Origin of the sequence: Rhodopseudomonas boonkerdii (genome assembly GCF_021184025.1) — a bacterium.
GTDB classification, from domain to species: Bacteria; Pseudomonadota; Alphaproteobacteria; order Rhizobiales; family Xanthobacteraceae; genus Tardiphaga; species Tardiphaga boonkerdii.
In genome coordinates this window covers 5,222,120-5,242,475 of record NZ_CP036537.1, presented here as the reverse complement: position 1 = coordinate 5,242,475, position 20,356 = coordinate 5,222,120, and the positions used below count along the sequence as shown (strand labels likewise).

Below are 20,356 nucleotides of genomic sequence, written 5' to 3'. Positions count from 1 at the left end.
CAGCGCAGGCGATGCAGAGCATCGCCGACAACCCTGCTTCGCAGAACCGGGACCGTGCAAAGCTCGGCGTCTGTTGCGGTCCCGGCTCTGCGAAGCTTCGCTTGGAATGCTGCATCGCGTCCGGGACACGATTCCATCAAAGCAGAAAATGCCTCAGGGCGGTGAGGATTCCGTCTTGCGGTGGATACCGCATTCCGTCTTGGCCCGGCCGCGCCAGCGGCCGGCGCGCGGATCTTCGCCAGGCAGGGTGCGCGACGTGCAGGGCATGCAGCCGATCGACGAGAAGCCCGCCGCCACGAGAGGATGCTGCGGAAGATTGGCCGTCGCGTAAATCAATTCGATATCGGGCAGCGTCATCCGCGCGAATGGATTGAACTTGAACTGGTCGCCGTCGAGCTCGACGATCGGGATATCGGCGCGTGTCGCGGCCTGAAAGCGCTTGCGCCCGTTGATGGATGCATCGAACTCCGCCATCGCGGCATTCAGTGTATCGACCTTGCGTAACTGGCAGCAGGCGTCCGGATCGGCAGACCATAGGTCTGCATCGGGGTCGAGGCGCGCAAGTGTTGTTGCTTGCGGGAGGACTGATCGCACATGGCGCAGACCGAGCTGATCCACCAACACGTCGCGATACTGCAGCGTCTCCGCGAACATCCATCCGGTGTCGATGAAGATCACCGGGATGTTCGGATCGACGTCGGCGACGATCTTGAGCAGCGCGCCGGACTGTGTCCCGAAGGATGAAACGACGGCGAGCCGGTCGCGGCCAACGAAGCTCAGCGCTGTGCTGATCACGTCGGCGGGCGAGGCTGCCTGCAGCAGATCGTTCAGGTGTGTGGCTTGCAGGGCGCGCTCGGTGGGGGACATGCTGCTATCATCGAAGAGGGGCTTGACTAGAACAAGATTCTATATACTGATCTATAGTAAATCAAAAAGAGAGCAATATTTCTTCTTTTTGATTTTGTTAGAATGAAATTTCCTCCTCTTATCCCTCGATTCTATGGATGCAATTTCTGCGCGTCCGTCTTTCGTTCGATTTGAGGCGAAAGACCTCGCGGATTTTGCCATGGATTCTTCCGTTCTCGACCACCCCGCCGCCATCGCTGCTCCGGCAATGAGCCATCTCGATGAACTCGAGGCGCAAAGCATCTACATCCTGCGTGAGGCCTTTGCCCGGTTGAAGAAGATCGCCTTGCTGTGGTCGCTCGGCAAGGACTCCAACGTGATGATCTGGCTGGCGCGAAAGGCTTTCTTCGGCCACGTGCCATTCCCTGCAATGCATGTCGACACCGGCAAGAAGTTTCCGGAGATGTATGCGTTCCGCGATCGTTACGCGAAGGAGTGGGATCTCGATCTGCGCATCGAGCCATGCCCGCCCATTGATGCGGTCGATCCGACCCTGCCGCCCGCAGCACGCTCGGCGGCGCGCAAGACCGAGGGCCTCAAGCAGGCGCTGGCGAAATACGGGTTCGATGGCCTGATTGCCGGTATTCGTCGCGACGAAGAGGCCACCCGCGCCAAGGAGCGGGTATTCTCGCCGCGCGGTGTCGAAGGCGGCTGGGACGTGCGCGATCAGCCGCCCGAGTTCTGGGATCAGTTCAACGCGTCGCCGCCACCCGGCGCGCATCTGCGCGTGCATCCGATCCTGCATTGGACCGAAGCGGACATCTGGGCCTACACGCTGCGCGAAAACATCCCGATCATTCCGCTCTATCTCGCGCGCGACGGCAAGCGATATCGCTCGCTCGGGGACGCCGACATCACGCATCCCGTCGCTTCGACAGCGGCAACCATTGCCGAAATTCTGATCGAACTGGAAAACAGCAAGGTGCCGGAGCGTGCGGGCCGCGCTCTCGATCACGAAACCGAAGACGCATTCGAGCGGCTGCGCGCCGCCGGCTATCTGTAAGAGCAGTGTCATGACCTTGTCGGCAGATATTTCCGCATCCGCTTTGCTTCCCGGGCCTCGGCGCCCGCAGCTGCGCGTCGTCATCGTCGGTCACGTCGATCACGGCAAATCGACATTGGTAGGACGCCTGTTGCACGAAACGGGAAGTCTGCCGAACGGGAAGCTGGAAGCGCTCAAGGCGGCCAGCGAGCGGCGCGGCATGCCGTTCGAATGGTCGTTCCTTCTCGATGCGCTGCAGACCGAGCGCGACCAGGGTATTACCATCGACACGACCCAGATCCGCTTTCGCACCAGAAGCCGTGATGTCGTCCTGATCGATGCGCCGGGCCACGCCGAATTCCTGCGCAACATGATCACCGGTGCGGCGCAGGCCGATGGCGCCGTGCTCATCGTCGACGCGCTCGAGGGCGTGCGCGACCAGACCCGGCGCCACGGCTATCTGCTGCATCTGCTCGGCGTGAAGCAGGTGGCCGTGGTGGTCAACAAAATGGACAAGGTCGGCTTCGACGAGGAGCGGTTCAGTGTGATCCGAGATGAGATCTCGGACCATCTTACGGGGCTCGGTGTAGTGCCCCTGGCCGTCATCCCGATTTCGGCCCGCGATGGCGACGGTGTTGCCGAGTTTACCGATCGCGCGGCCTGGTATCGCGGGCCGACGGTGATCGCAGCCTTCGAACAGTTCGAGACCACGCGCCCGCTCGATGATCGGCCGCTTCGCTTGCCGGTGCAGGCCATCTACAAATTCGACGACAGACGCATCGTGGCCGGCCGCATCGAGGCGGGGCATTTGTCTGTCGGCGACGAGATTGCCGTCATGCCGGCCGGCAAGACGGCGCGGATCAAGTCGATCGAAGGCTGGTCGGTGACGTCGGCGCCGGAAACGATCGCCGCGGGGCACTCGGTCGGAATCACGCTCGACCGTGAATTGTTCGTTGAGCGCGGCGATGTCATCGCGCGAGCCGAAGCGGCGCCAGCCGCGGTCAGGCGGCTGCGGACACGTCTGTTCTGGCTTCATGAGCAGCCGCTGACGGCACGTGCCTCCATCGTGGTGCGGATCGGGGTCCGGCAGGTGAGGGCGATGGTGGAAAGCATCGAGAAAGCCATCGATCCCGGCAATCTCGCTGCTGCCGTGGGACAGACGATCGAACGGAATCATGTGGGCGAGGTCGATTTGTTGCTCGCACAACCGGTCGCGGCCGATCGCTATCCGGACAGTCCGCCGACCGGACGTCTCGTGATCGAGGTCGACGGGCGCATCGCGGGCGGCGGCCTCATTCTGTCGGTCCAGGCGGAGGAACGTGCGCCGGCAATCAATATCGTTCCGGTGGCGTCCGATCTCGGGGCGCAGGAGCGGGCCGAACGTTTCCATCATCGCGGTGCCGTGGTCTGGTTCACCGGGCTTCCGGGCTCGGGCAAATCGACCTTGGCGCTGGCGTTGGAGCGGCGGCTGTTTCGCAATGGCGGTTCACCGATCCTGCTCGATGGCGACACCATGCGCGCGGGACTGAATGGCGATCTCGGCTTTGCGCCGGCGGATCGCAGCGAGAATGTCCGGCGGCTCGCGGAGGTCGCCAACCATCTCGCGCAGAATGGTCACATCGCCATCGTCGCCGCGGTGTCGCCATTCCAGAAAGATCGCGCGGAAGCGCGCCGCATCGCGCGTAACAATTTCCGCGAGATCTATGTCTCGACGCCGAGCGAGGTGTGTGAAAGTCGCGATCCCAAGGGTCATTACGCAAAGGCGCGGGCGGGTGAAATCCAGGGCTTTACCGGCATCACGGGTGAGTATCAGCCGCCTGGTGACGTCGATCTGAAGATCGATACATCGACCTCCGAAGTGTCTGCATCGGCGGAGCAAATCGAGCAAATGCTGAGATTCACGGGCATTCTGCTGGAAGCCGCCGAGTAAGGGCGCCATGGCGAAAATCGCGGTGAGCGCGCTCCGGCCGCTCTGACGGGTTCGGTTCGAAATCGCTCTGCTGCATCAGGATGCGCTGCGGAAAAATATTCTGTCTGGGCGCAATGTCTTGGTGGATCGCAGTCCCATGATCTCGCGCGGCACGCGAGAATATCTTATTTATAAAGCTATCTTGACAATGATGCTGGATCGCGGGACGGGAGTTCCCGCGCGCGCTGGCGCGCTTGACCAAGCCCCTGTTTTTGCTGGAAGGCTGGACGGCGGACTGCTTCGCACAGATGCTTTCCGAATGTCCGCGACATGTCAGGAGATGACCGTGCTGACCACCTCTCTTTCGCGCCGCTTTCTGTTGGTTGCTTCCGTTGCCATGGTCTCTGCATGCGTTGGCTCGTCGATCGGGTTCGCGCAGGAGGGGCCTGTGCGCATCGGCCTGCTGGCGCCTCTCACCGGCACCGGCGGCCCATATGGACAGGAAGAGGAGCAGGCTGCGCGTGCAGCGGTGAAGATCGTCAACGACGCCGGCGGTGTGCTCGGCCGCAAGCTCGAACTCGTGGTCGCCGACGATGAATCGCAGCCTACCGCGGGTGTCGCCGCGGCGCGCAAGCTTATCGACGTGGATAAGGTCGTCTCGATCGGCGGCGTGTGGAGCAGCGCCGTGGCGCTGGCCATCAAGCCGATCGCGCTGGAGAAGGGCGTACTGCTCAGCGTCGTTGGCTCCGCCGATGAGATCACCGATGGCGAGACGAAGAATCTGATCTGGCGCTTCCAGACCAATGGTAAGAGCTGGGGAGAGGGGTTTGCCAAGGCCATGGTCAAGGACGGCGTGAAGTCGGCCTCGATCCTCGTACTGCAAACGCCGTTCACCCAAAGCACCATCGCTCCGTTCCGCAAGGCGTTCACGGATGCCGGCGGGAAGGTGCTGGATGAAGTTTCCTTCAATGCCGGCCAGCCGTCCTATCGCACCGAGGTCGAACGCGTTTTTGGGAAGAAGCCGGAAGCGGTGTTCGTTGCGGCTTACATCAACGAGCTGAGCGCCATCGCCAAGGAGGCATTTCGCTCGGGCTATGAGAGCAAGATTTACGCCTTCGGCAATGCCGCCGGCAGCAATGGCCAGTTCGTCAAGAATGTCGGCGCCAATGTCGCCGAAGGCGTGGTCTGGACGCAGCAGGTGCCGGTCGGCAAGTCGGTTGCCTACAGCTGCTATCTGAAGGAGATCGGCAAGCCGGAGGGAACCATCATGACCTTCGGCGCGCAGGTGTTCGATCAGATCGTGCTTACCGCGCTTGCCATCGAGAAAGCCAAGAGCGCTGACGCGACGAAGTTCGGTCCGGAATTCGCAACGCTGGTGAATGCCGATGCGCCGTCACTCGGCGATCCCGCCGAGGCCTTGAAGGCGCTGCGCGAAGGCAAGCCATTCCGTTATGCAGGTGCTGCGTCGGACTTCAGGTTCGCGAAGAACGGCGACCAGACCAATCTCAGCTATGGCCACTTCGTCATCAAGTCGGGCGAAAGCAAGTTGCTCGGCGAGATCCGCTGAGGCGATGCTTGAGGCGCGCGACGTCAGGGTGGTCTATGAAGGTGGCTTCACCGCGCTTGCCGGCGCCTCGGTGACGCTGGCTGCAGGTCGTGTGACGGGCCTGATCGGCCCGAACGGTGCCGGCAAATCCACGTTGTTCGGCGTGTTGGCCGGCGCGGTGCGTGCAGCCGGGGGGGAGGTGCGTCTCGCCGGAGAGGCGGTGACGCGTCATGGTCCGGTCTGGCGTGCGCGCCGCGGCTTGGCGCGCACCTTCCAGCTCTCGCGCGAACTGGCATCTCTATCCGTTCTCGAAAACGTCCTTGTCGCCAAGCCGGCGATGTCCGGGGAACGGCTGCTGTCGCTCGTGTTCGCGCGTGGTGCGGTGCGTCGCGAGGAAGACGCCGCCCACGAGAAGGCGCGGGCTCTGCTGCAGCGTGTCGATCTCTGGAAGCTTGCGGATGTGCCGGCCGGATCGTTGTCCGGCGGGCAGAAGAAGCTGCTCGAAATCTGCCGAGCCTTGATGCTCGATCCGCGCATTGTGCTGATGGACGAGCCGAGCGCTGGCGTGAATCCGACGCGGATAGGAGAGATCGTCGAATTCGTCAAGGCGCTGCGGGAAGAGGGCACCACGTTCGGCCTCGTCGAGCACAATATGGGCATGGTTCGCGCATTGTGCGATCACGTCTATGTCCTCGCCGAGGGGCGCGTTCTCACCGAAGGCAGTTTCGATCACGTGATTGCGGATACGCAGGTCGCATCAGCCTATCTGGGCGCGCAGGCATGATCGTGCCCGCCGCCGGACTAGAATTGCGCGACGTGGTCGCCGGCTATGGCGGCCAGTCGATCCTGCATGGCGTCAGCCTAAAGGTCGCGGCCGGCGAGACGCTGGTGGTGGTCGGTCCGAACGGCTCCGGCAAATCGACATTGATGAAGACGGTGGTCGGCCTGATCAGGCCGATGTCCGGCGCGGTGCAGCTCGGCGGCGCGGATGTCTCCGCGCTGGATGCACCCGCACGGGCGGCGCGCGGTCTCGCTTACGTGCCGCAGGAAGCCAACGTGTTTCGCAACATGACCGTGCTGGAGAACCTGCAGGTCGGCCATGAATTCGTTACGTCCCCCAAAGGGGCGCCCTTTGCGGAGCAGCTCGCCGCGGTGCTCGATCTGTTTCCGGAAATCCGTACCAAGTTGCGCACGTCCGCCGGCCATCTCAGTGGCGGTCAGCGGCAGATGGTTGCGATGGCCGCGGCCCTGATGCCCAAGCCCTCGGTGCTGGCGCTGGACGAGCCGTCAGCGGGTCTGTCGCCGCGCAATGCCGAACTGCTGTTCGAGATTATCGGCCGTGTCGCAGCCTCCGGCGTCACCATGCTGATCGTCGAACAGAATACACGGCTCGGTCTCGGCGCCGCCGATCACGGCGTGGTGCTGGTGGGCGGGCATGTGCGTCTTGCTGCACCGGCGGCAGCGGTACTGGCCGATCCCGAGATCCACCGCCTCTATCTCGGGGGGGCGTGATGGGGCAGCTTCTCGTCAACGGGCTCGTTACCGGGCTGTTGCTGGCACTGCCGGCGCTGGCGCTGTCGCTGACCTTCAGCGTGCTGCGTTTTGCCAATTACGCCATCGGCTCCTATCTCACGTGCGGGGCCTATCTCGTCTATGTTGGCAATGTCCTGTTCGGCTGGCCGCTGCTGCTGGCCGCGAGCGTGGGCGCGGTGCTGTTCGCCGTCATCGCCGTCGCCATCGACTGGCTCGCCTTTCGCCCATTGCGCAATCGCTCCGGCGTGACATTGCTGGTTGCCTCCATGGGCGTCGCCATCGCGCTGGAAAATGTCGTTCGCTTCTTCGCCGGCAATTCACCGCGCGCCTATGATGTCGCTGTCGCGCGTCCCATCCGCTTCGGCGACATCCGTCTCAATCACGAACAGCTCACCATCCTGATGACGGTGATCGCGGCGCTTGCCGTGGTCTGGATCGTGTTCCGCTTCACGCGGCTCGGTCGTATGATGCGCGCCGTGGCAGACAATCCCGATCTTGCTGCCGTGCGCGGTATTTCGCGTGGGCGCGTAGTGGCCTGCGTCTGGTTGATCTCGGGTACGCTGGCAGCGTTGTCCGGTGTTCTGGTCGGGCTCGACGCCAATGTGGAGCCGCAGATGGGCTGGACCTATCTGTTGCCCGTATTCACGGCCGCCATTCTCGGCGGAATCGCCAATCCCATGGCCGCGGTTGCAGGCGCGCTGACGCTGGGCATCGCCGAGGAACTGGCTACACTGGTGCTGCCGGTGCATTACCGGATGATCGTCACCTTTCTGCTGATGGTGGCGCTGCTGCTGCTTCGCCCTTTGGGCCTGTTTGGAAAGCGGTGGGTGACGAAATGACGGTCTATCTCATCGCCACGCTCACGGTGGTCGCCATCGCCGCGTTGGCCGGCCTTGCGCTCAATCTGCAGTGGGGCATGGGCGGTCTCGTGAATTTCGGCCTGTTCGGCCTCTACATGCTCGGCGCCTATATCGCCGGCCTGCTCACCGTGCAGGGTGTGCCGCCGCTGCTGGCGCTCGCTGCGGCAATGATCGGCGTCGCTGCGCTCAGCGCCGTAAGCGCACTGATCTCGGTGCGGCTGTCGGAAGACTACCTTGCCATCGTCACGCTCGGCTTTGCCGAATGTCTGCGTCTCGTCATCAGCTATGAAGGCTGGTTGACCAAGGGCATGCTCGGCGTCGCCGGCATCGAGCGGCCGTTCCAGGATATCTGGCCGCGCGGCTTCGGCGATATTGGCTTCCTCGCGCTGGCATTGCTCGCGGTGGCCGTCGTCTACACCGTGTTGCAGGGTCTCGCGCGTTCGCCGTTCGGCCGTCTCGTGCGCGCCACGCGCGACGATCCCGGCGTTGTCGAGGCGCTCGGCAAATCCGTGCTGTCGGTGCGCGTGCGCGTCTTCGCTGTCGGTGGCGCCATTCTCGGCCTCGCCGGCAGCCTGCATGCGTTCTACTACACCTATATCGATCCCACGCAGTTCGGGCCGATTATCACGGCATATGCCTTCATGGCCGTCGTGGTCGGCGGTCGCGGCAGCAATCGCGGTGTTCTGGTCGCAGCCTTCTCGCTGATTTTCCTGCTCGAAGGCAGTCGCTTCCTCATCGATCTCGTGCCCGGCATCGGCGCCTCGGAACTCGCCGCGATCCGGTTGTTCCTTGTCGGTGTGGGGCTGGTTGTTCTACTGATCTTCAAACCCGATGGTTTTGGTCGCGAGCCACGCTCGGCGCTTGCGGAAAAGACCCGCTGATTCCAGGAGTGTTCCATGGCCCGCGTTACGCTCAAGCGCCGCGACGATCTGCCCGACCATCTCAAGCCGCTCTGGGACCGCATGCTTACCTATGGGCCCTTCGCGGGACAGGCTGGCGCCATGGCCAACCGTCTGCCGATCTTCGAACATATGTGGAAGCTGCTCACCCAGCTTGCCGATGAGGGTGTCCTGAAGAAGCGCTATCTCGAGCTTGCCATCGTCGCGACTTCGCTGGTCAATCAGTGTGAATTCTGCGTCGCCCAGCACTCGCCGAAGCTCGCCGTCGAGGGGATCACGCCGGAAGGCGCTGCCAATCTGCTCGATTGGGAAAAGCATCCGGAGCTGAACGAGGTCGACCGTCTCGTGGTCGAGTATGCGATCGCCGTTACGTCGAACTGGAGTCGCATCCGCGACGCGATGATCGAGCGCCTGCGCGCACATTTCACCGAGCCGCAAATCGTCGAGCTGACCTGGCGTATTGCCTTGTGTGGCGCGTTCAATCGCTTCAATGATGTGCTGCAGGTGGAAGTCGACGTGTAAGCGGGTACTGTGTCCCGGACGCGATGCAGCACGCCGTCTTCGACGGCGTGCTTCGCAGAACCGGGGCCGTCACGGATGCCTTGATACGGTCCCGGCTCTACGGAGCGATGCGTCCGGGACACGCGGCGTCAATCGCGCTGCCGATACTGCGCGGCCGGATGGCTTGCCGGCAGCAAGGCGCCGCCCTCTGGGAATAGCTTCTCGCGCAGCGTGCCTTCGCGATACGCGGTCTTGTAGAGTCCGCGCGACTGCAGCTCCGGCACGACGAGGTCGACGAAGGCCGCAAGCGACTCCGGGGCCACCAGCCGCACGAGGTTGAAGCCGTCGATATCGGTCTTGTCAGCCCAGTCGGCGAGTTCATCGGCCACATCCTGCGGAGAGCCCACGATGAAGGGTGCTCGCGCTCCGGCCGGGCTGAGCGATGCCAGATCCGCGATTTTCATGGGCACGTCGCTGCGCTTGGTCAAATTCTCCACCATCGACTGGATCGCGTTGCTCTCGACATATTGCAGCGCCTGATCGGCTTCGTCTTTGGAGAAATCCATTCCCGTCCAGCCCGACAGGAGTGCCAGCTGGCCGCGTTGGTCGACGTAGGATGAGTATTCGGCGTGCAGGTCCTTGGCTTCGCCACGCGTCGGCGCAACGATGATGTTGAGGCCGGCGAACAGCTTGATGTCATAGGGCGAGCGACCAAAATCCTTCGTGGCATTGCGGATCGCTTTCACCGTCTCGGCGAGCATCGGCTTCGTCTGGCCGTTGAGGAAGATCGCCTCGGCATGTTTGGCGGCAAAGTGGCGTCCGCGCTTGGACGCGCCGGCCTGATAGAGCAGCGGCGTGCGCTGAAGCGACGGCTCGGACAGATGAATGCCATCGACACGGTAGTGCGGTCCGTCATGATGGATCGCGCGTACCTTGGCGGGATCGGTGAAGATGCCGCCCGCGCGATCGCGCTTCACGGCGTCCTGCGCCCAGCTTCCTTCCCACAGCTTGTAGGTCGCGGCGAGGAAATCCTCGGCGACATCGTAGCGGTCGTCATGGGCGCGGTTGGCGTCAAAGCCCATGCCGCGCGCGCCGCTTTCCAGATAGCCGGTGACGATATTCCAGCCGATGCGGCCTCGCGTCAGATGATCGAGCGTCGAGAAACGGCGAGCGAAATGATAGGGATGATCCAGTGTCAGATTGGCGGTGATGCCGAAGCCGAGATGCTTTGTCACCAGCGCCATCGCGGAAACGAACAAGGTCGGATCGGCGTTGGGGATCTGGACTCCGTGACGAATGGCGGTGTCGGGGCTGTCGCCGAACACGTCATAGACGCCGAACACGTCGGCCAGGAAAATGCCATCGAGCAGTCCACGCTCGGCGATCTTCGCAAACTCCGTCCAGTATTCGAGCGAGTTATAGCCGATGGAAGAGTCGCGCGGATGTGACCACAAACCCGCCCAGTTGTGGCTCGGTGCGGTCATGTTGAAGGCGTTGAAGTGGAGTTCTCGTTTTGAGGTCATGCGTTCCGATGTTTCGACGGTCGATGATGACGCAAAGCGTCATGCGCGGGGGCGAAGATAGTCGCTCTCGCGACAGGCCCTCCTGCTTTAGCCGACATAGGGCAAATATGGGAGGCTGTCCGGCTCGGACCGATCAGCCCGCTATGCTGTCGCGGAGGAGAGGGAGCAGTGTGCAGCCCTGCCGTTCGATCTCGGAAAGATAGGGCGTGTCGGACAAGATGAATGTCCGGATGCCAAGATCGCGGTATTTCTGAAGAGACCGTGCCACTTCCACGGGGGATCCGACCAGCCAGGTGGTGCCCGCGCCGGCCGCGCCGAACTTGCCGGGCGCGGTATAGAGGTTGTCGTCAAGCACATCGCCGCGGGTCTGCAGGTCGAGCAGGCGGCGCTGGCCGACGGCGATTGGCGGACCGTGATCGTTCCAGCCGGCGCCGGCCTTTTTGGCCATATCGGCGACCTTGGCCTCGGCGGCGGCCCAGGCATCGCTGGATGTATCGCGCACCACAGTGGTAATGCGAAGACCGAATTCAAGTGGAGGAAGATCGCGATCGAGGCGGGTACTGAGCTCCGTCAACCGCCTGATGCGTTCCCTCACATCGGCGAGCGGCTCGCCCCAGAACAGCTGGACATCAGCTTCAGCGGCAGCAACGCGTTCTGCTGCCTCCGATGCGCCGCCGAAATAAAGTTTTGGATGGCGGCGCTCGCCCCGCGCTGAGATGCGCGGCGCAGCGGTGGAATTCGCGACGCGAAAATGTTTGCCGTCATAAGTGACGTTCTCCTCGGTCCACAGCCGGCGAACCAGGCGCATGAACTCCTTGGTGCGATCATAGCGATGAGCGGAGTCGGATTCCTCGTCGCCGTATGCGGCAAGGTCATCCTTGCCGGAAACGATGTTGACGCGAACACGGCCGCCGGTGAGCTGGTCGAGTGTGGCGGCAGCCGATGCGAAATGCGCCGGGCGCCAATAGCCGGGACGGATGGCGATCAGCGGTTCGAATTCCGTGGTACGCGCTGTCAAAGCTGCGGCGACCGTGAAAGTGTCCGGGCGGCCCCATCCGGTGCCGATCAATGCGCCGCGCCAGCCGTGGCGCTCGAGTGCTTGAGCGTGCTCCGACAGCGTTGCGAGACTGTTGTGGTTGGCATCGGCAGTATCACCGCGATGGCCGGCCTTGACGTCATTCGGGATGTACCAAAGGAATTCCGACGGGACGCTCAAGGTAATCTCCAATATGGTTGTCGCGCAGCGCGCCGAAGTGCCTCGTCGCACCGTGACGATTCATACGCGCTTTGCGTGTCATTTGTCAGGCCGCCTGCAAGCGGCGCGAGCCTGTCCGTTTGCTGTCGAGAAGCGCGTGGGCTGCGCGTTCGGCTGCGCGGGCTGATCCGAAATGCGCGCCTTCGAGGGCATCGAAGGTGGCCTCCGACGAGAAGAAACGAAAGCCACGTTCTTCGGCAACGACGATACCCGCTGTCCGGTTGGCGATTTCGATAATGTAGGCATGAGGCATGTGCGTATGTCGCTGCGTCGCAGCGATCCCATCCAGGTATAGCGAGGTCATGAAGTGAAGGTGGATGTCTGACTGGGATCAACAACACGCACTGGTGGTCGCAGACACGCAGCGGCGGGTTACGCTCTTGCGCAACTCACTCACTCCTGTTCTGTCGATCGCGGTCATGCTGGTGCCTCTGAGCACGGGTTGTCGGCTCGAATTTCGCCGCAATGGTCGTTGCGGTCAATGAAATGGCTATCCAAAGTTGGTGGCGAAACGGGGTGAATGTTCTGCGGTCAGGGAACTGCACATAATGTCACTTTGCGAGGTCCGGCCAGCCGCCGGCCGAATGACTTGAAAGGGTTTCCCGCTCGATGCGTGTCGCCAGCCCACGCTTGAGTGGTCTCCTGTTGCATCACCTGCGACAGGTTGCCACGACCGGAAGGATGTTCCGCGTGGGAGGTAAGGCACGTCGCAAATATTTGCTCTTTGTTCCATTTCCGAGAAGCCCATTTTTGGCTGCGACAGGTGCGCAATTGACGCCCATTCTGCTCGCTGACGTGATGTGAATGACGATAGCAAGTCCACAGCGAGACAAACGCTGTTGCTCTCGAAACAGCATTTCAATCATGGAGATCATATTGTGATTATCAAGTCGGTCATGGCGGCGGCCCTCGCACTGAGTGTGGCCGTGGTCGGCATTGCCGCGTCGTCGCACGCGCAAGCCAATGCGAACAGCCCGCTGGTGAATGGCGAGTGGCTGGAGAAGAACTTGAACGATCCGAAGGTTCGGGTCGTGGAAGTTAGCGTCGAACCCGGATTGTTCGAGCGCGGTCATATTCCCGGCGCGCAAAACGTGGTTTGGCACACCGATCTCGTCGATACCGTGAAACGCGATATCGCATCGAAGGAGAAATTTCAGGACCTGGTAAAGAAGCTCGGCATCAACCAGGACACCACCGTCGTCCTGTATGGTGACAACAATAACTGGTTTGCTGCCTGGGGTGCCTGGGTGTTCGACGTCTATGGTGTGAAGAATGTCAAGCTGCTGGATGGTGGTCGCAAGAAGTGGGAAGCCGACAAGCGTCCGCTCGATACACGTAATGCCAGTGTCGCCTCCGGTACGCTTGTGATTGCCGATGCCAATCAGAAGCTTCGTGCCCGTCTTGCAGATGTGCGGGCTGCGTCTGACAGCAAGAACGTTACGCTCGTCGATATCCGCTCGGCCGACGAATATTCCGGCAAGATCTTCGCACCGCCCGGTTCGCAGGAGCTGACGGTGCGCGCCGGTCACGTCCCGAATGCGCTGAACGTGCCGTGGGGCCGCGCCGTGGCAGAGGACGGCACCTTCAAGCCTGTTGCCGATCTCAAGAAGCTCTATGCCGACGCCGGCATCGACGGCTCCAAGCCGATTATCGTCTATTGCCGCATCGGCGAGCGCTCGAGCCATACCTGGTTCCTGCTCTCGAAGATCCTGGGCTATGACGTGAAGAACTATGACGGCTCATGGACCGAATATGGCAACTCCGTTGGCCTGCCGGTCGTCAATGTCGCGGGCACGGTGTGGGGCGGCAAGTGACCGAAACTGCCATGGTGGAGTCCGCAAGCGCGGCTCCACCGGCTCATCGGCCCGCGTCGGCTTTGTCGCCGGCGCGGGCCTTCCTCGTTGGTCGTTGGCCCGCGGTGTCGCTCGCTGTCGGCATTCTGCTGACGATCACGATCATTGCTTATATCTCGCATGGCAACGGACATGCGCGGACAGCCCTGTCGCTGATGTTCGGCGCGGCCTTCGGTATCGTCCTGCAACGGGCGCGTTTCTGCTTCTTCTGCATGTTCCGTGAATGGTTCGATGAGCGCGATCCACGCGGCCTGTCGGGTCTGCTGGTGGCGCTTGCGGTCGGTATGATCGGGACGTTCCTGGTGTTCGGCGCGTGGCTGCCGGACGCATCGACCGGCCGGCTGCCGCCCGATGCTTTCATCGGGCCGGTCGGTCCGGCGCTCGTTCTGGCGGGCTTGTCGTTCGGTGCAGGGATGGCGATCTCCGGCTCCTGTGTCAGCGCGCATCTTTATCGTCTTGGCGAGGGCTCGCCGACGGCGCCGTTCGCACTCGTCGGTGTATTGCTCGGCTTCATTCTGGGCTTCGTCAGCTGGAATCCGATCTATCTGGCGCTGATCGCCGATGCGCAGGTGATTTGGCTGCCGAGATATCTCGGCTATGCGGGGGCGCTGATGGGCGCGATGGCCGTGCTGTCTTTGCTGGCCTATGCGATTCATCGTAACCGCGCGCCGCGCGGTGTGACGCCCGAGGTCGATCCATTCACTGCGATTTTCGTCTCGCGCTGGCCGGCCTGGATCGGCGGCGCCATCATCGGCGTCCTGGCGACATTGTCCTATCTGCGCCTGGCACCGCTCGGCGTTACGGCCGAGCTGGGCGCCCGTGCCCGGCAGATTGCTGGTGTGGCCGGCGTCGCGCCGACAAGACTCGAGGGTCTCGATAGCCTGAGGGGCTGTATCGCCGTCGTCCGCGATCTCGCGCTTTCCGACAACGGCGTGTTCGTGCTTGGCGTGATCGCTGCGTCCTTTGCGGCGGCGCTCGTCGCGGGGCAGTTCGCGCCCTCATGGCCGACATCGCGTCAGGTCGCACAAGGGCTGATTGGCGGCACTTTGCTGGGGTGGGGCTCGATGATCGGGCTCGGTTGCACCGTGGGCACGTTGTTTTCCGGCATTTCGGCGGGCGCGTTGTCCGGCTGGGTGTTTGCGGCTGCGATATTTGGCGGGACGGCGATTACGCTTTGGGGCGGCCGGCGCGCAGGGCTTCTTCTGCGGCCTCGCTGAAGCCGCAGAAGGGCAAATGTCACGATGTGTGCTGTCCCCAGCGCTCGACGGTCACGCGGTTGATCGTCTTGAAGATCAGTTCCTCGACCGCCAAGCCAATCAGGATGACGGTCAGAAGGCCGGCAAATACGCTGTCGGTTTCGAGCTGCGCCCGGTTCGTATAGATGAACCAGCCGAGGCCGCCGGACCGGGCGCTGACGCCGAAGACGAGTTCGGCGGCGATCAGCGTCCGCCACGCAAAGGCCCACCCGATCCGGAGGCCCGACAAGATATGCGGAAACGCGGCAGGCATCAGGATTTCGGTAATGAAGCGCCCATGCGACAGGCCGAGATTGCGGCCGACCATGCGCAACGTCGGCGAGACCGACAGGAAGCCGCTGTGGCACGCGAGCGCCACGGGCCATAGCACCGAATGGATGGTGACGAAGAGCAGGCTGGGGACGCCGATGCCGAACCACAACAGCGCCACTGGAAGCAAAGCGATGGCAGGCAGCGGATTGAACATTGACGTGAGCAGGCCGAGCGCATCGCTGCCCCAGCGCGACATGACAGCCAGGGCTGTCAGCACCAAGGCGATGACCACTGCGAGCGCATAACCCGTCGTCAGCACGCGCAGCGATGTCAGTGCCCGATCCGGGAGTTCGCCGGACAGCGTGGCGCGGGCCAGCGCGCCAAAGGTCGCGCTCAAAGTCGGTAACAGCAGTGAGTTGTCGAGCCAGCGCGCATAGAGTTCCCATATTGCCGCTAGCGCCGCGAGGATGACAATACGGCGCAAAGTGCTGGGGTTGGCTCGCAGGGACAGCCGCTGACGCGGATAAACGATGTCACGCATGAGCAGCGTTCCCGTCGAACACGCTCTGCTGGATACGGCGCTCGAGTTCGGCAAAGCCGGCGGAACCACGGACACGACTTGCTGCCGATACCGTAAAGCTGGCGGCGAGGCGGCCGGGATGCGCGGTCAATGCAAGGATGCGCGTGCCCACCACGATGGCCTCATCGATGCCGTGGGTCACGAAAAGCGCGGTGCTGCCGGTCTCCTCGCAGAGCGTCAGCAGTTCGTCCTGCATCTGTCGACGCGTCAGCGCATCGAGTGCAGCGAAGGGTTCGTCCATCAGAAGGAGCTGAGGCTGCAATGCAAAGGCGCGTGCGATCGCCACGCGCTGCTTCATGCCTCCGGACAATGTGTGCGGATAGGCATCGAGAAAGCGGCCGAGGCCGACCCGTATCAACCAGTCCCTCGCCTCAAGCTCGGCTTGCCGGCGCGGCAGCTTGCGGCCGCGCTCCAGTGCATAGCGGACATTGCCGAGCGCGGTGCGCCACGGCAGCAACTGGTCGAATTCCTGAAACACCGTCATCCGACCGGGGGCGGGGCGGGTAATCGGTGCGCCGTCGATCCGGATCGTGCCCCTGTTCGGCGCGAGGAAACCGCCGATGGCACGGAGCAGGGTCGACTTCCCGGAGCCGGAGGGGCCGATCAAGACCAGGCGTTCGCCGGCGTGAAGGTCGAAGGAAACATCATCGACAGCGGTCAGCCCGCCATCGCGGGTCGGATAATCGATGCCGACATGATTGATCTCCAGCAGCGGCGCGGAGATCGCGTCGCTGTGATGATGTGTCGGACGCGTCAGTGTGGCGACGGTCACGTCAGCTTCCAGGCTTGTCCTTGAGACCAGACCAGAACATGTCCTGCCAGCGCGCCGGCGCTTGCTTGATCAGGCCGACCTTGGCTTCGAAATCGGCAAATTTCTGCGCGCCCTCCGGCGCCGTGGTGAAGCGGACGTTGGGATCGCGGATGATCGCCTCGACAAAATCGGGCGCCAGTTTGGAAGATTCAGCCTTGATGTAAAGGGCCGCGGCGTCCTTCGGATTGGCGGCGATCCAGGTATTGGCGCGATCGAGCGCACTGACAAAGGCCTCGATGGTCTTCGGATTATCGTTGACGAATCTCGTCGTGGAATAGACCACGTTGAAGGTATGCGGGCCGCCGAGGATGTCGTAGCTGTTGAGCACTGCGCGCACCTTGCCGGTTGCCAGTTGCTGCTGCACGAAAGGCGGCGAGGTGAAATGTGCCGTAATTTCAGATCTCCCCGACAGGATCGCTGCGGTCGCATCGGGATGCGGCATACTAACCGTCAAGTCGTCCAGCTTGTCGAATTTACCGAACGCCTTGTCCGCCGCCATCTGCAACAGGATCGGCTGGAAGCCGACCTTGACGGAGGGAAGCGCGATGCGATCGCTGGCGGTGAAATCAGCGATCGTTTTGACGTTCGGATTGCTCGTGGTCAGCACGTTCGCCATCGAGCCCAGCGCGGCAATGCCGATGATCTTGGCGGTGCTGCGTGTCTTGTCCCAGGTGAGGATCATCGGTGTGATGCCGGCGGTGGCAAAATCAAGCCCGCCGGAAATCAGCGCCTCATTCATCGCGGCGGCGCCCGATAGACGCAACCACTCGATGGTGGGCGGCTTGATGCCAAGCTTGCGTGCTTCCTCTTCGACGAACCCTTTCTCATTGGCGACGATCAGCGGCAAATAGCCGACGCCGAATTGCTGGGCGATACGCAGCTTGTCGGTTTCCGATCGAGCGCTTTGCATGCCGCAGAATGAGATCGCAAGCGAAAGAGCAGCAATTGCAGGCGCACGAAACTGCGCCCAGCGGCCGGACGGTTTGCTCATGATGGACTCCAGAAAATCGCGTTCGTTCGATGTTGCGGCGACTGTATTGGAATCCGGTACCGGTTCCAGCGAAGAGTGGAGTGACGAGAAAATTGGAAAGGCCAGCCTCTCCGACATCAGTCAAAGAGACGGGAATTGTCGAAAACCGTGGAACGACAGAAAAAGCGACGCGCGGGAGAAGGAGATCATTGGCCTGCCGTGCCGTGGAGAATGTTCGGGTTGATAAGCCGAAGAATACAGAGCGTCTTTTGCTATTTTCCGCCGAGCGTTGCGGAGGCCGGCGTTTGTGCCAGAGTCTCGGCGTCAATCGTAATTGCAAGGGGATTGAGAACGATGCCTGGAATTCATGCGACGTCGCTGCGTCTCGCAAAACTGGTCTTGATTTTATCGATGATGGCCGGTGCCGGCCTGGCGCGGGCGGAAACGATCAGGGTCGGCGTCACCGCAGGACCGCATGCCGAGGTCATCGATGCGGTTCGCAAGGTCGCTGCTGAGCGCGGGCTCGAGATCAAGGCGGTGGAATTCACCGACTATGTCTTTCCCAATCAGGCATTGGCGAACAAGGATCTCGAAGCCAACTCGTTTCAGCACGAACCCTATCTGAAGAACCAGATCGCCAAGACCGGCTGGAAGATCGTCAAGGTCGCCACCACCACCGCATCGCCGATGGGGATCTATTCGAACAAATACAAAAGTTTCGCCGACGTGCCGAATGGCGCGACCATCGCCATCCCTAACGATCCCAGCAACGGCGCCCGCTCGCTGCAGATCCTGGCGGTGAATGGCATCATCGCCCTGAAGGACCCGTCCAACACCACGGCGGGGATCGCCGACATCGCCCAGAATACGAAGAAGCTGAAATTCGTCGAGCTCGATGCGGCCCAGCTGGCGCGCTCGCTCTCGGATGTCGACGCAGCGGCGGTCAACAACAATTATGCCGTGCAGGCCGGGCTTGATCCGGTCAAGGACAGCCTAATCAAGGAGCCCGCGGAAACCCCGTGGGTGAACATCATCGCTGTCCGCGAAGAGGACAAGGACAAGCCATGGGTGAAGACCCTGACGGAATCCTATCGCTCCGAGCCGGTCAAGCAGTTCATCTTGACCCGGTTCAAGGGAGCCTATGTCCCGAGCTGGTAGTGGCCGAAGTCGCATGCATAAACGCAAAAGCAGGCCCGCAGGCCTGCTTTTCTTTTCGCGGCTGCCGGGAGCTAGAAGAAGCCCTTGGCTGGTAGCGGCGTCGCATTGATCTCGAATGCGCCGATGGCCTGCGCCTTGACGGTCACCGGATTGTGCGACGACAGCGTGCGCGCATTGCGCCAGTGCCGATCGAGATTGTCCGATGCCTTCGTTGCCGATGCACCGCCTGCGTCGAAAAGCTGGCTGCCGCTGCGAATGGCAAGTTCATCGACGATGACTTTGGCTTGCGCCGCGCGAAGAGCCGCTTCATGGGCGAGGCGGGTATCGGCGCTGTCGCCTGCTTGGCTTGCGGCATCCAGTGCGTCGGCAGCAGCCAGGACGACGGATTCTGCGGCAAAGGCGCTGCTCGATATCTCGCCAACGGTCTGTTGCAGAACCGGATCTTCTCGCGGATTCAGCGATGGCGAATAGTAGAAGTTCCGTGCGCGCCGGCGCACAAGGGCGGCTGCGTCGCGGCGGGTTGCGGCGACGATGCCGGCATTGATCGCGGTAAGAAACAACTGCGCGAATGTATTCGAATACGCGGCGCCGTAGCCGACACTGGGCTCGTCGACGATCAGCTCCGATGCCTCGACGCGGACATTGCGGAAATGTGTCGTGCCACTGCCGGTCAGGCGCTGGCCGCTGCCATCCCAGTCATCGATGAGCTCGACGCCATCGCGCTTCACCGGAACGATCGTGGTTGCGAGTCGCTTGTCCGAGGTGGCGACCCGCACCAGGACGTAATCGGCATACAGCGTTCCAGTGCTGTAGTATTTCACGCCATTCAAGCGAAAGCCGTCACCATCGGGCGAGACGGTGGTCGCGGGCGCGATGTCGCCGACCTGGGAGCTTCCGAGCTCGGTGGTGGCGAGGCCGATCAGCGCGCCGCCCACCACATCGTCACGCCATTGACGGCTTTGGGGGGTAAGCGGCGTCCGGATCAAACGCTCGACCACGCTGAAGTGGTTTCGCAGGATATGCGCAACATTGGCATCGGAAGCGCCCAGCCTGATGACGACAGAGAAAAGTTCGCGCAGCGATGCGCTGCCGCCGCCATCTGCCTTGGGGATACGCAGCGCACCGATTCGCGACTGACGGATCAGGTCCACGATATCGTAAGGCAGAATGCGTTCGCGTTCGCGCCTGGACTCGTCTTGCGCGATGTAATCGAACAGCGCGACGAGAGATGGCGAGCCGATGCGGAGCGGATGCGGGTCGCTGGGGAATTGCGGTGCTGTTGCTGTATTCATGCGTTTCTCGCGGGGGCTGAACGATGTTCAGGATATGATGGGTTGAATGGGGTGATGGATCGGGCTGTGGAACTGGTGCGATCGGCGGTTTGATTGACTGAGTATGCAATCGCGGCGGCGGGAGATGCCTGCACGGCAACGGCGAATGCAGGAGAATGTGGCATGACTTGCTCCAATGCAGTCATTAAGAACGCGGTCGCGTCGCCTTTTGAATTCCAAAATTCGAAAGACCACGAAGGAATCGTTCTGCAAGACGATCCGTCGCGAGGC

General features: G+C 62.3%; 19 protein-coding genes. 11 read left to right on the top strand and 8 right to left on the bottom strand.

Annotated features, from left to right (window positions below; translation table 11 throughout):
- Positions 1 to 153 precede the first annotated feature (153 nt).
- A complete protein-coding gene (locus E0H22_RS24105) occupies positions 154 to 867 on the bottom strand; it encodes a phosphoadenylyl-sulfate reductase (protein WP_233023456.1) in 714 nt (237 codons plus the stop codon).
- A 199-nt stretch (positions 868 to 1,066) separates the two neighbouring features.
- Here E0H22_RS24105 and cysD point away from each other — a divergent pair, with 199 nt between their 5' ends.
- The 8 genes from cysD (at position 1,067) to E0H22_RS24065 (ending at position 9,157) form a co-directional block, all read left to right on the top strand.
- Positions 1,067 to 1,909 (top strand): sulfate adenylyltransferase subunit CysD, encoded by an 843-nt coding sequence (gene cysD / locus E0H22_RS24100; protein ID WP_233023455.1) that lies wholly within the window; start codon positions 1,067 to 1,069, stop codon positions 1,907 to 1,909.
- Between the two features lie 10 nt (positions 1,910 to 1,919).
- Positions 1,920 to 3,818: an adenylyl-sulfate kinase gene (gene cysC, locus E0H22_RS24095; protein ID WP_233023454.1), complete on the top strand. Its 1,899-nt coding sequence runs from the start codon at positions 1,920 to 1,922 to the stop codon at positions 3,816 to 3,818.
- Between the two features lie 325 nt (positions 3,819 to 4,143).
- Positions 4,144 to 5,364 carry an ABC transporter substrate-binding protein gene (locus E0H22_RS24090; protein WP_233023453.1) on the top strand — a complete coding sequence of 407 codons (1,221 nt, stop codon included), beginning with the start codon at positions 4,144 to 4,146 and terminating at the stop codon, positions 5,362 to 5,364.
- Between the two features lie 4 nt (positions 5,365 to 5,368).
- The gene (locus tag E0H22_RS24085; protein ID WP_233023452.1) at positions 5,369 to 6,127 is read left to right on the top strand and encodes an ABC transporter ATP-binding protein; all 759 of its coding nucleotides are present in this window, start codon (positions 5,369 to 5,371) and stop codon (positions 6,125 to 6,127) included.
- Positions 6,124 to 6,855 (top strand): ABC transporter ATP-binding protein, encoded by a 732-nt coding sequence (locus tag E0H22_RS24080; RefSeq protein WP_233023451.1) that lies wholly within the window; start codon positions 6,124 to 6,126, stop codon positions 6,853 to 6,855. Before E0H22_RS24085 ends, E0H22_RS24080 begins: the two co-directional genes overlap by 4 nt.
- On the top strand, positions 6,855 to 7,715 hold the full coding sequence (locus E0H22_RS24075; protein ID WP_233023450.1) for a branched-chain amino acid ABC transporter permease: 861 nt from the start codon (positions 6,855 to 6,857) through the stop codon (positions 7,713 to 7,715). Before E0H22_RS24080 ends, E0H22_RS24075 begins: the two co-directional genes overlap by 1 nt.
- Positions 7,712 to 8,617, top strand: coding sequence for a branched-chain amino acid ABC transporter permease (locus E0H22_RS24070; RefSeq protein WP_233023449.1), 906 nt, complete (start codon positions 7,712 to 7,714; stop codon positions 8,615 to 8,617). Before E0H22_RS24075 ends, E0H22_RS24070 begins: the two co-directional genes overlap by 4 nt.
- A 15-nt stretch (positions 8,618 to 8,632) precedes the next feature.
- Complete coding sequence (locus E0H22_RS24065) at positions 8,633 to 9,157, top strand: carboxymuconolactone decarboxylase family protein (protein ID WP_233023448.1); 525 nt, start codon at positions 8,633 to 8,635, stop codon at positions 9,155 to 9,157.
- Between the two features lie 128 nt (positions 9,158 to 9,285).
- Here the strand turns inward: E0H22_RS24065 and E0H22_RS24060 are convergent, their stop codons facing one another.
- From E0H22_RS24060 to E0H22_RS24050, 3 genes are all read right to left on the bottom strand, one after another.
- The gene (locus E0H22_RS24060) at positions 9,286 to 10,659 is read right to left on the bottom strand and encodes an LLM class flavin-dependent oxidoreductase (protein ID WP_233023447.1); all 1,374 of its coding nucleotides are present in this window, start codon (positions 10,657 to 10,659) and stop codon (positions 9,286 to 9,288) included.
- Positions 10,660 to 10,792: 133 nt separating this feature from the next.
- Positions 10,793 to 11,875 carry an LLM class flavin-dependent oxidoreductase gene (locus tag E0H22_RS24055; RefSeq protein WP_233023446.1) on the bottom strand — a complete coding sequence of 361 codons (1,083 nt, stop codon included), beginning with the start codon at positions 11,873 to 11,875 and terminating at the stop codon, positions 10,793 to 10,795.
- 85 nt (positions 11,876 to 11,960) lie between these two features.
- The gene (locus E0H22_RS24050) at positions 11,961 to 12,167 is read right to left on the bottom strand and encodes a hypothetical protein (protein WP_233023445.1); all 207 of its coding nucleotides are present in this window, start codon (positions 12,165 to 12,167) and stop codon (positions 11,961 to 11,963) included.
- Positions 12,168 to 12,810: 643 nt separating this feature from the next.
- Between E0H22_RS24050 and E0H22_RS24045 the strand changes: the two genes are divergently transcribed.
- Together E0H22_RS24045 and E0H22_RS24040 are read left to right on the top strand one after the other, a co-directional pair.
- The gene (locus E0H22_RS24045; RefSeq protein WP_233026531.1) at positions 12,811 to 13,728 is read left to right on the top strand and encodes a sulfurtransferase; all 918 of its coding nucleotides are present in this window, start codon (positions 12,811 to 12,813) and stop codon (positions 13,726 to 13,728) included.
- Positions 13,725 to 14,984: a YeeE/YedE family protein gene (locus E0H22_RS24040; RefSeq protein ID WP_233023444.1), complete on the top strand. Its 1,260-nt coding sequence runs from the start codon at positions 13,725 to 13,727 to the stop codon at positions 14,982 to 14,984. The genes E0H22_RS24045 and E0H22_RS24040 overlap by 4 nt, the downstream gene beginning before the upstream one ends.
- Before the next feature lie 19 nt (positions 14,985 to 15,003).
- Here E0H22_RS24040 and E0H22_RS24035 read toward each other — a convergent pair whose 3' ends face one another.
- The 3 genes from E0H22_RS24035 to E0H22_RS24025 are packed head-to-tail and all read right to left on the bottom strand — an operon-like array spanning position 15,004 to position 17,657.
- On the bottom strand, positions 15,004 to 15,816 hold the full coding sequence (locus E0H22_RS24035) for an ABC transporter permease (RefSeq protein ID WP_233023443.1): 813 nt from the start codon (positions 15,814 to 15,816) through the stop codon (positions 15,004 to 15,006).
- Positions 15,809 to 16,627 carry an ABC transporter ATP-binding protein gene (locus tag E0H22_RS24030; RefSeq protein WP_233023442.1) on the bottom strand — a complete coding sequence of 273 codons (819 nt, stop codon included), beginning with the start codon at positions 16,625 to 16,627 and terminating at the stop codon, positions 15,809 to 15,811. Before E0H22_RS24030 ends, E0H22_RS24035 begins: the two co-directional genes overlap by 8 nt.
- A 1-nt stretch (position 16,628) precedes the next feature.
- A complete protein-coding gene (locus E0H22_RS24025; RefSeq protein ID WP_233023441.1) occupies positions 16,629 to 17,657 on the bottom strand; it encodes an ABC transporter substrate-binding protein in 1,029 nt (342 codons plus the stop codon).
- A 390-nt stretch (positions 17,658 to 18,047) separates the two neighbouring features.
- Between E0H22_RS24025 and E0H22_RS24020 the strand changes: the two genes are divergently transcribed.
- The gene (locus E0H22_RS24020) at positions 18,048 to 18,794 is read left to right on the top strand and encodes a MetQ/NlpA family ABC transporter substrate-binding protein (protein ID WP_233026530.1); all 747 of its coding nucleotides are present in this window, start codon (positions 18,048 to 18,050) and stop codon (positions 18,792 to 18,794) included.
- Positions 18,795 to 18,865: 71 nt separating this feature from the next.
- On the opposite strand, the gene E0H22_RS24015 is transcribed toward E0H22_RS24020, so the two are convergent.
- The gene (locus tag E0H22_RS24015) at positions 18,866 to 20,086 is read right to left on the bottom strand and encodes an acyl-CoA dehydrogenase family protein (protein ID WP_233023440.1); all 1,221 of its coding nucleotides are present in this window, start codon (positions 20,084 to 20,086) and stop codon (positions 18,866 to 18,868) included.
- Positions 20,087 to 20,356: the final 270 nt, after the last annotated feature.

Excerpts from the sequence above, each read along its gene's own strand:
- E0H22_RS24015 (WP_233023440.1), bottom strand. The coding sequence starts at position 20,086 with ATGAATACAGCAACAGCACCGCAATTCCCCAGCGACCCGCATCCGCTC.
- cysC (WP_233023454.1), top strand. The coding sequence starts at position 1,920 with ATGACCTTGTCGGCAGATATTTCCGCATCCGCTTTGCTTCCCGGGCCT.
- E0H22_RS24085 (WP_233023452.1), top strand. The coding sequence starts at position 5,369 with ATGCTTGAGGCGCGCGACGTCAGGGTGGTCTATGAAGGTGGCTTCACC.
- E0H22_RS24065 (WP_233023448.1), top strand. The coding sequence starts at position 8,633 with ATGGCCCGCGTTACGCTCAAGCGCCGCGACGATCTGCCCGACCATCTC.
- E0H22_RS24035 (WP_233023443.1), bottom strand. The coding sequence starts at position 15,816 with ATGCGTGACATCGTTTATCCGCGTCAGCGGCTGTCCCTGCGAGCCAAC.
- E0H22_RS24050 (WP_233023445.1), bottom strand. The coding sequence starts at position 12,167 with ATGCCTCATGCCTACATTATCGAAATCGCCAACCGGACAGCGGGTATC.
- E0H22_RS24105 (WP_233023456.1), bottom strand. The coding sequence starts at position 867 with ATGTCCCCCACCGAGCGCGCCCTGCAAGCCACACACCTGAACGATCTG.
- E0H22_RS24045 (WP_233026531.1), top strand. The coding sequence starts at position 12,811 with ATGGCGGCGGCCCTCGCACTGAGTGTGGCCGTGGTCGGCATTGCCGCG.
- E0H22_RS24075 (WP_233023450.1), top strand. The coding sequence starts at position 6,855 with ATGGGGCAGCTTCTCGTCAACGGGCTCGTTACCGGGCTGTTGCTGGCA.
- cysD (WP_233023455.1), top strand. The coding sequence starts at position 1,067 with ATGGATTCTTCCGTTCTCGACCACCCCGCCGCCATCGCTGCTCCGGCA.
- E0H22_RS24025 (WP_233023441.1), bottom strand. The coding sequence starts at position 17,657 with ATGAGCAAACCGTCCGGCCGCTGGGCGCAGTTTCGTGCGCCTGCAATT.
- E0H22_RS24060 (WP_233023447.1), bottom strand. The coding sequence starts at position 10,659 with ATGACCTCAAAACGAGAACTCCACTTCAACGCCTTCAACATGACCGCA.
- E0H22_RS24080 (WP_233023451.1), top strand. The coding sequence starts at position 6,124 with ATGATCGTGCCCGCCGCCGGACTAGAATTGCGCGACGTGGTCGCCGGC.
- E0H22_RS24070 (WP_233023449.1), top strand. The coding sequence starts at position 7,712 with ATGACGGTCTATCTCATCGCCACGCTCACGGTGGTCGCCATCGCCGCG.
- E0H22_RS24020 (WP_233026530.1), top strand. The coding sequence starts at position 18,048 with ATGATGGCCGGTGCCGGCCTGGCGCGGGCGGAAACGATCAGGGTCGGC.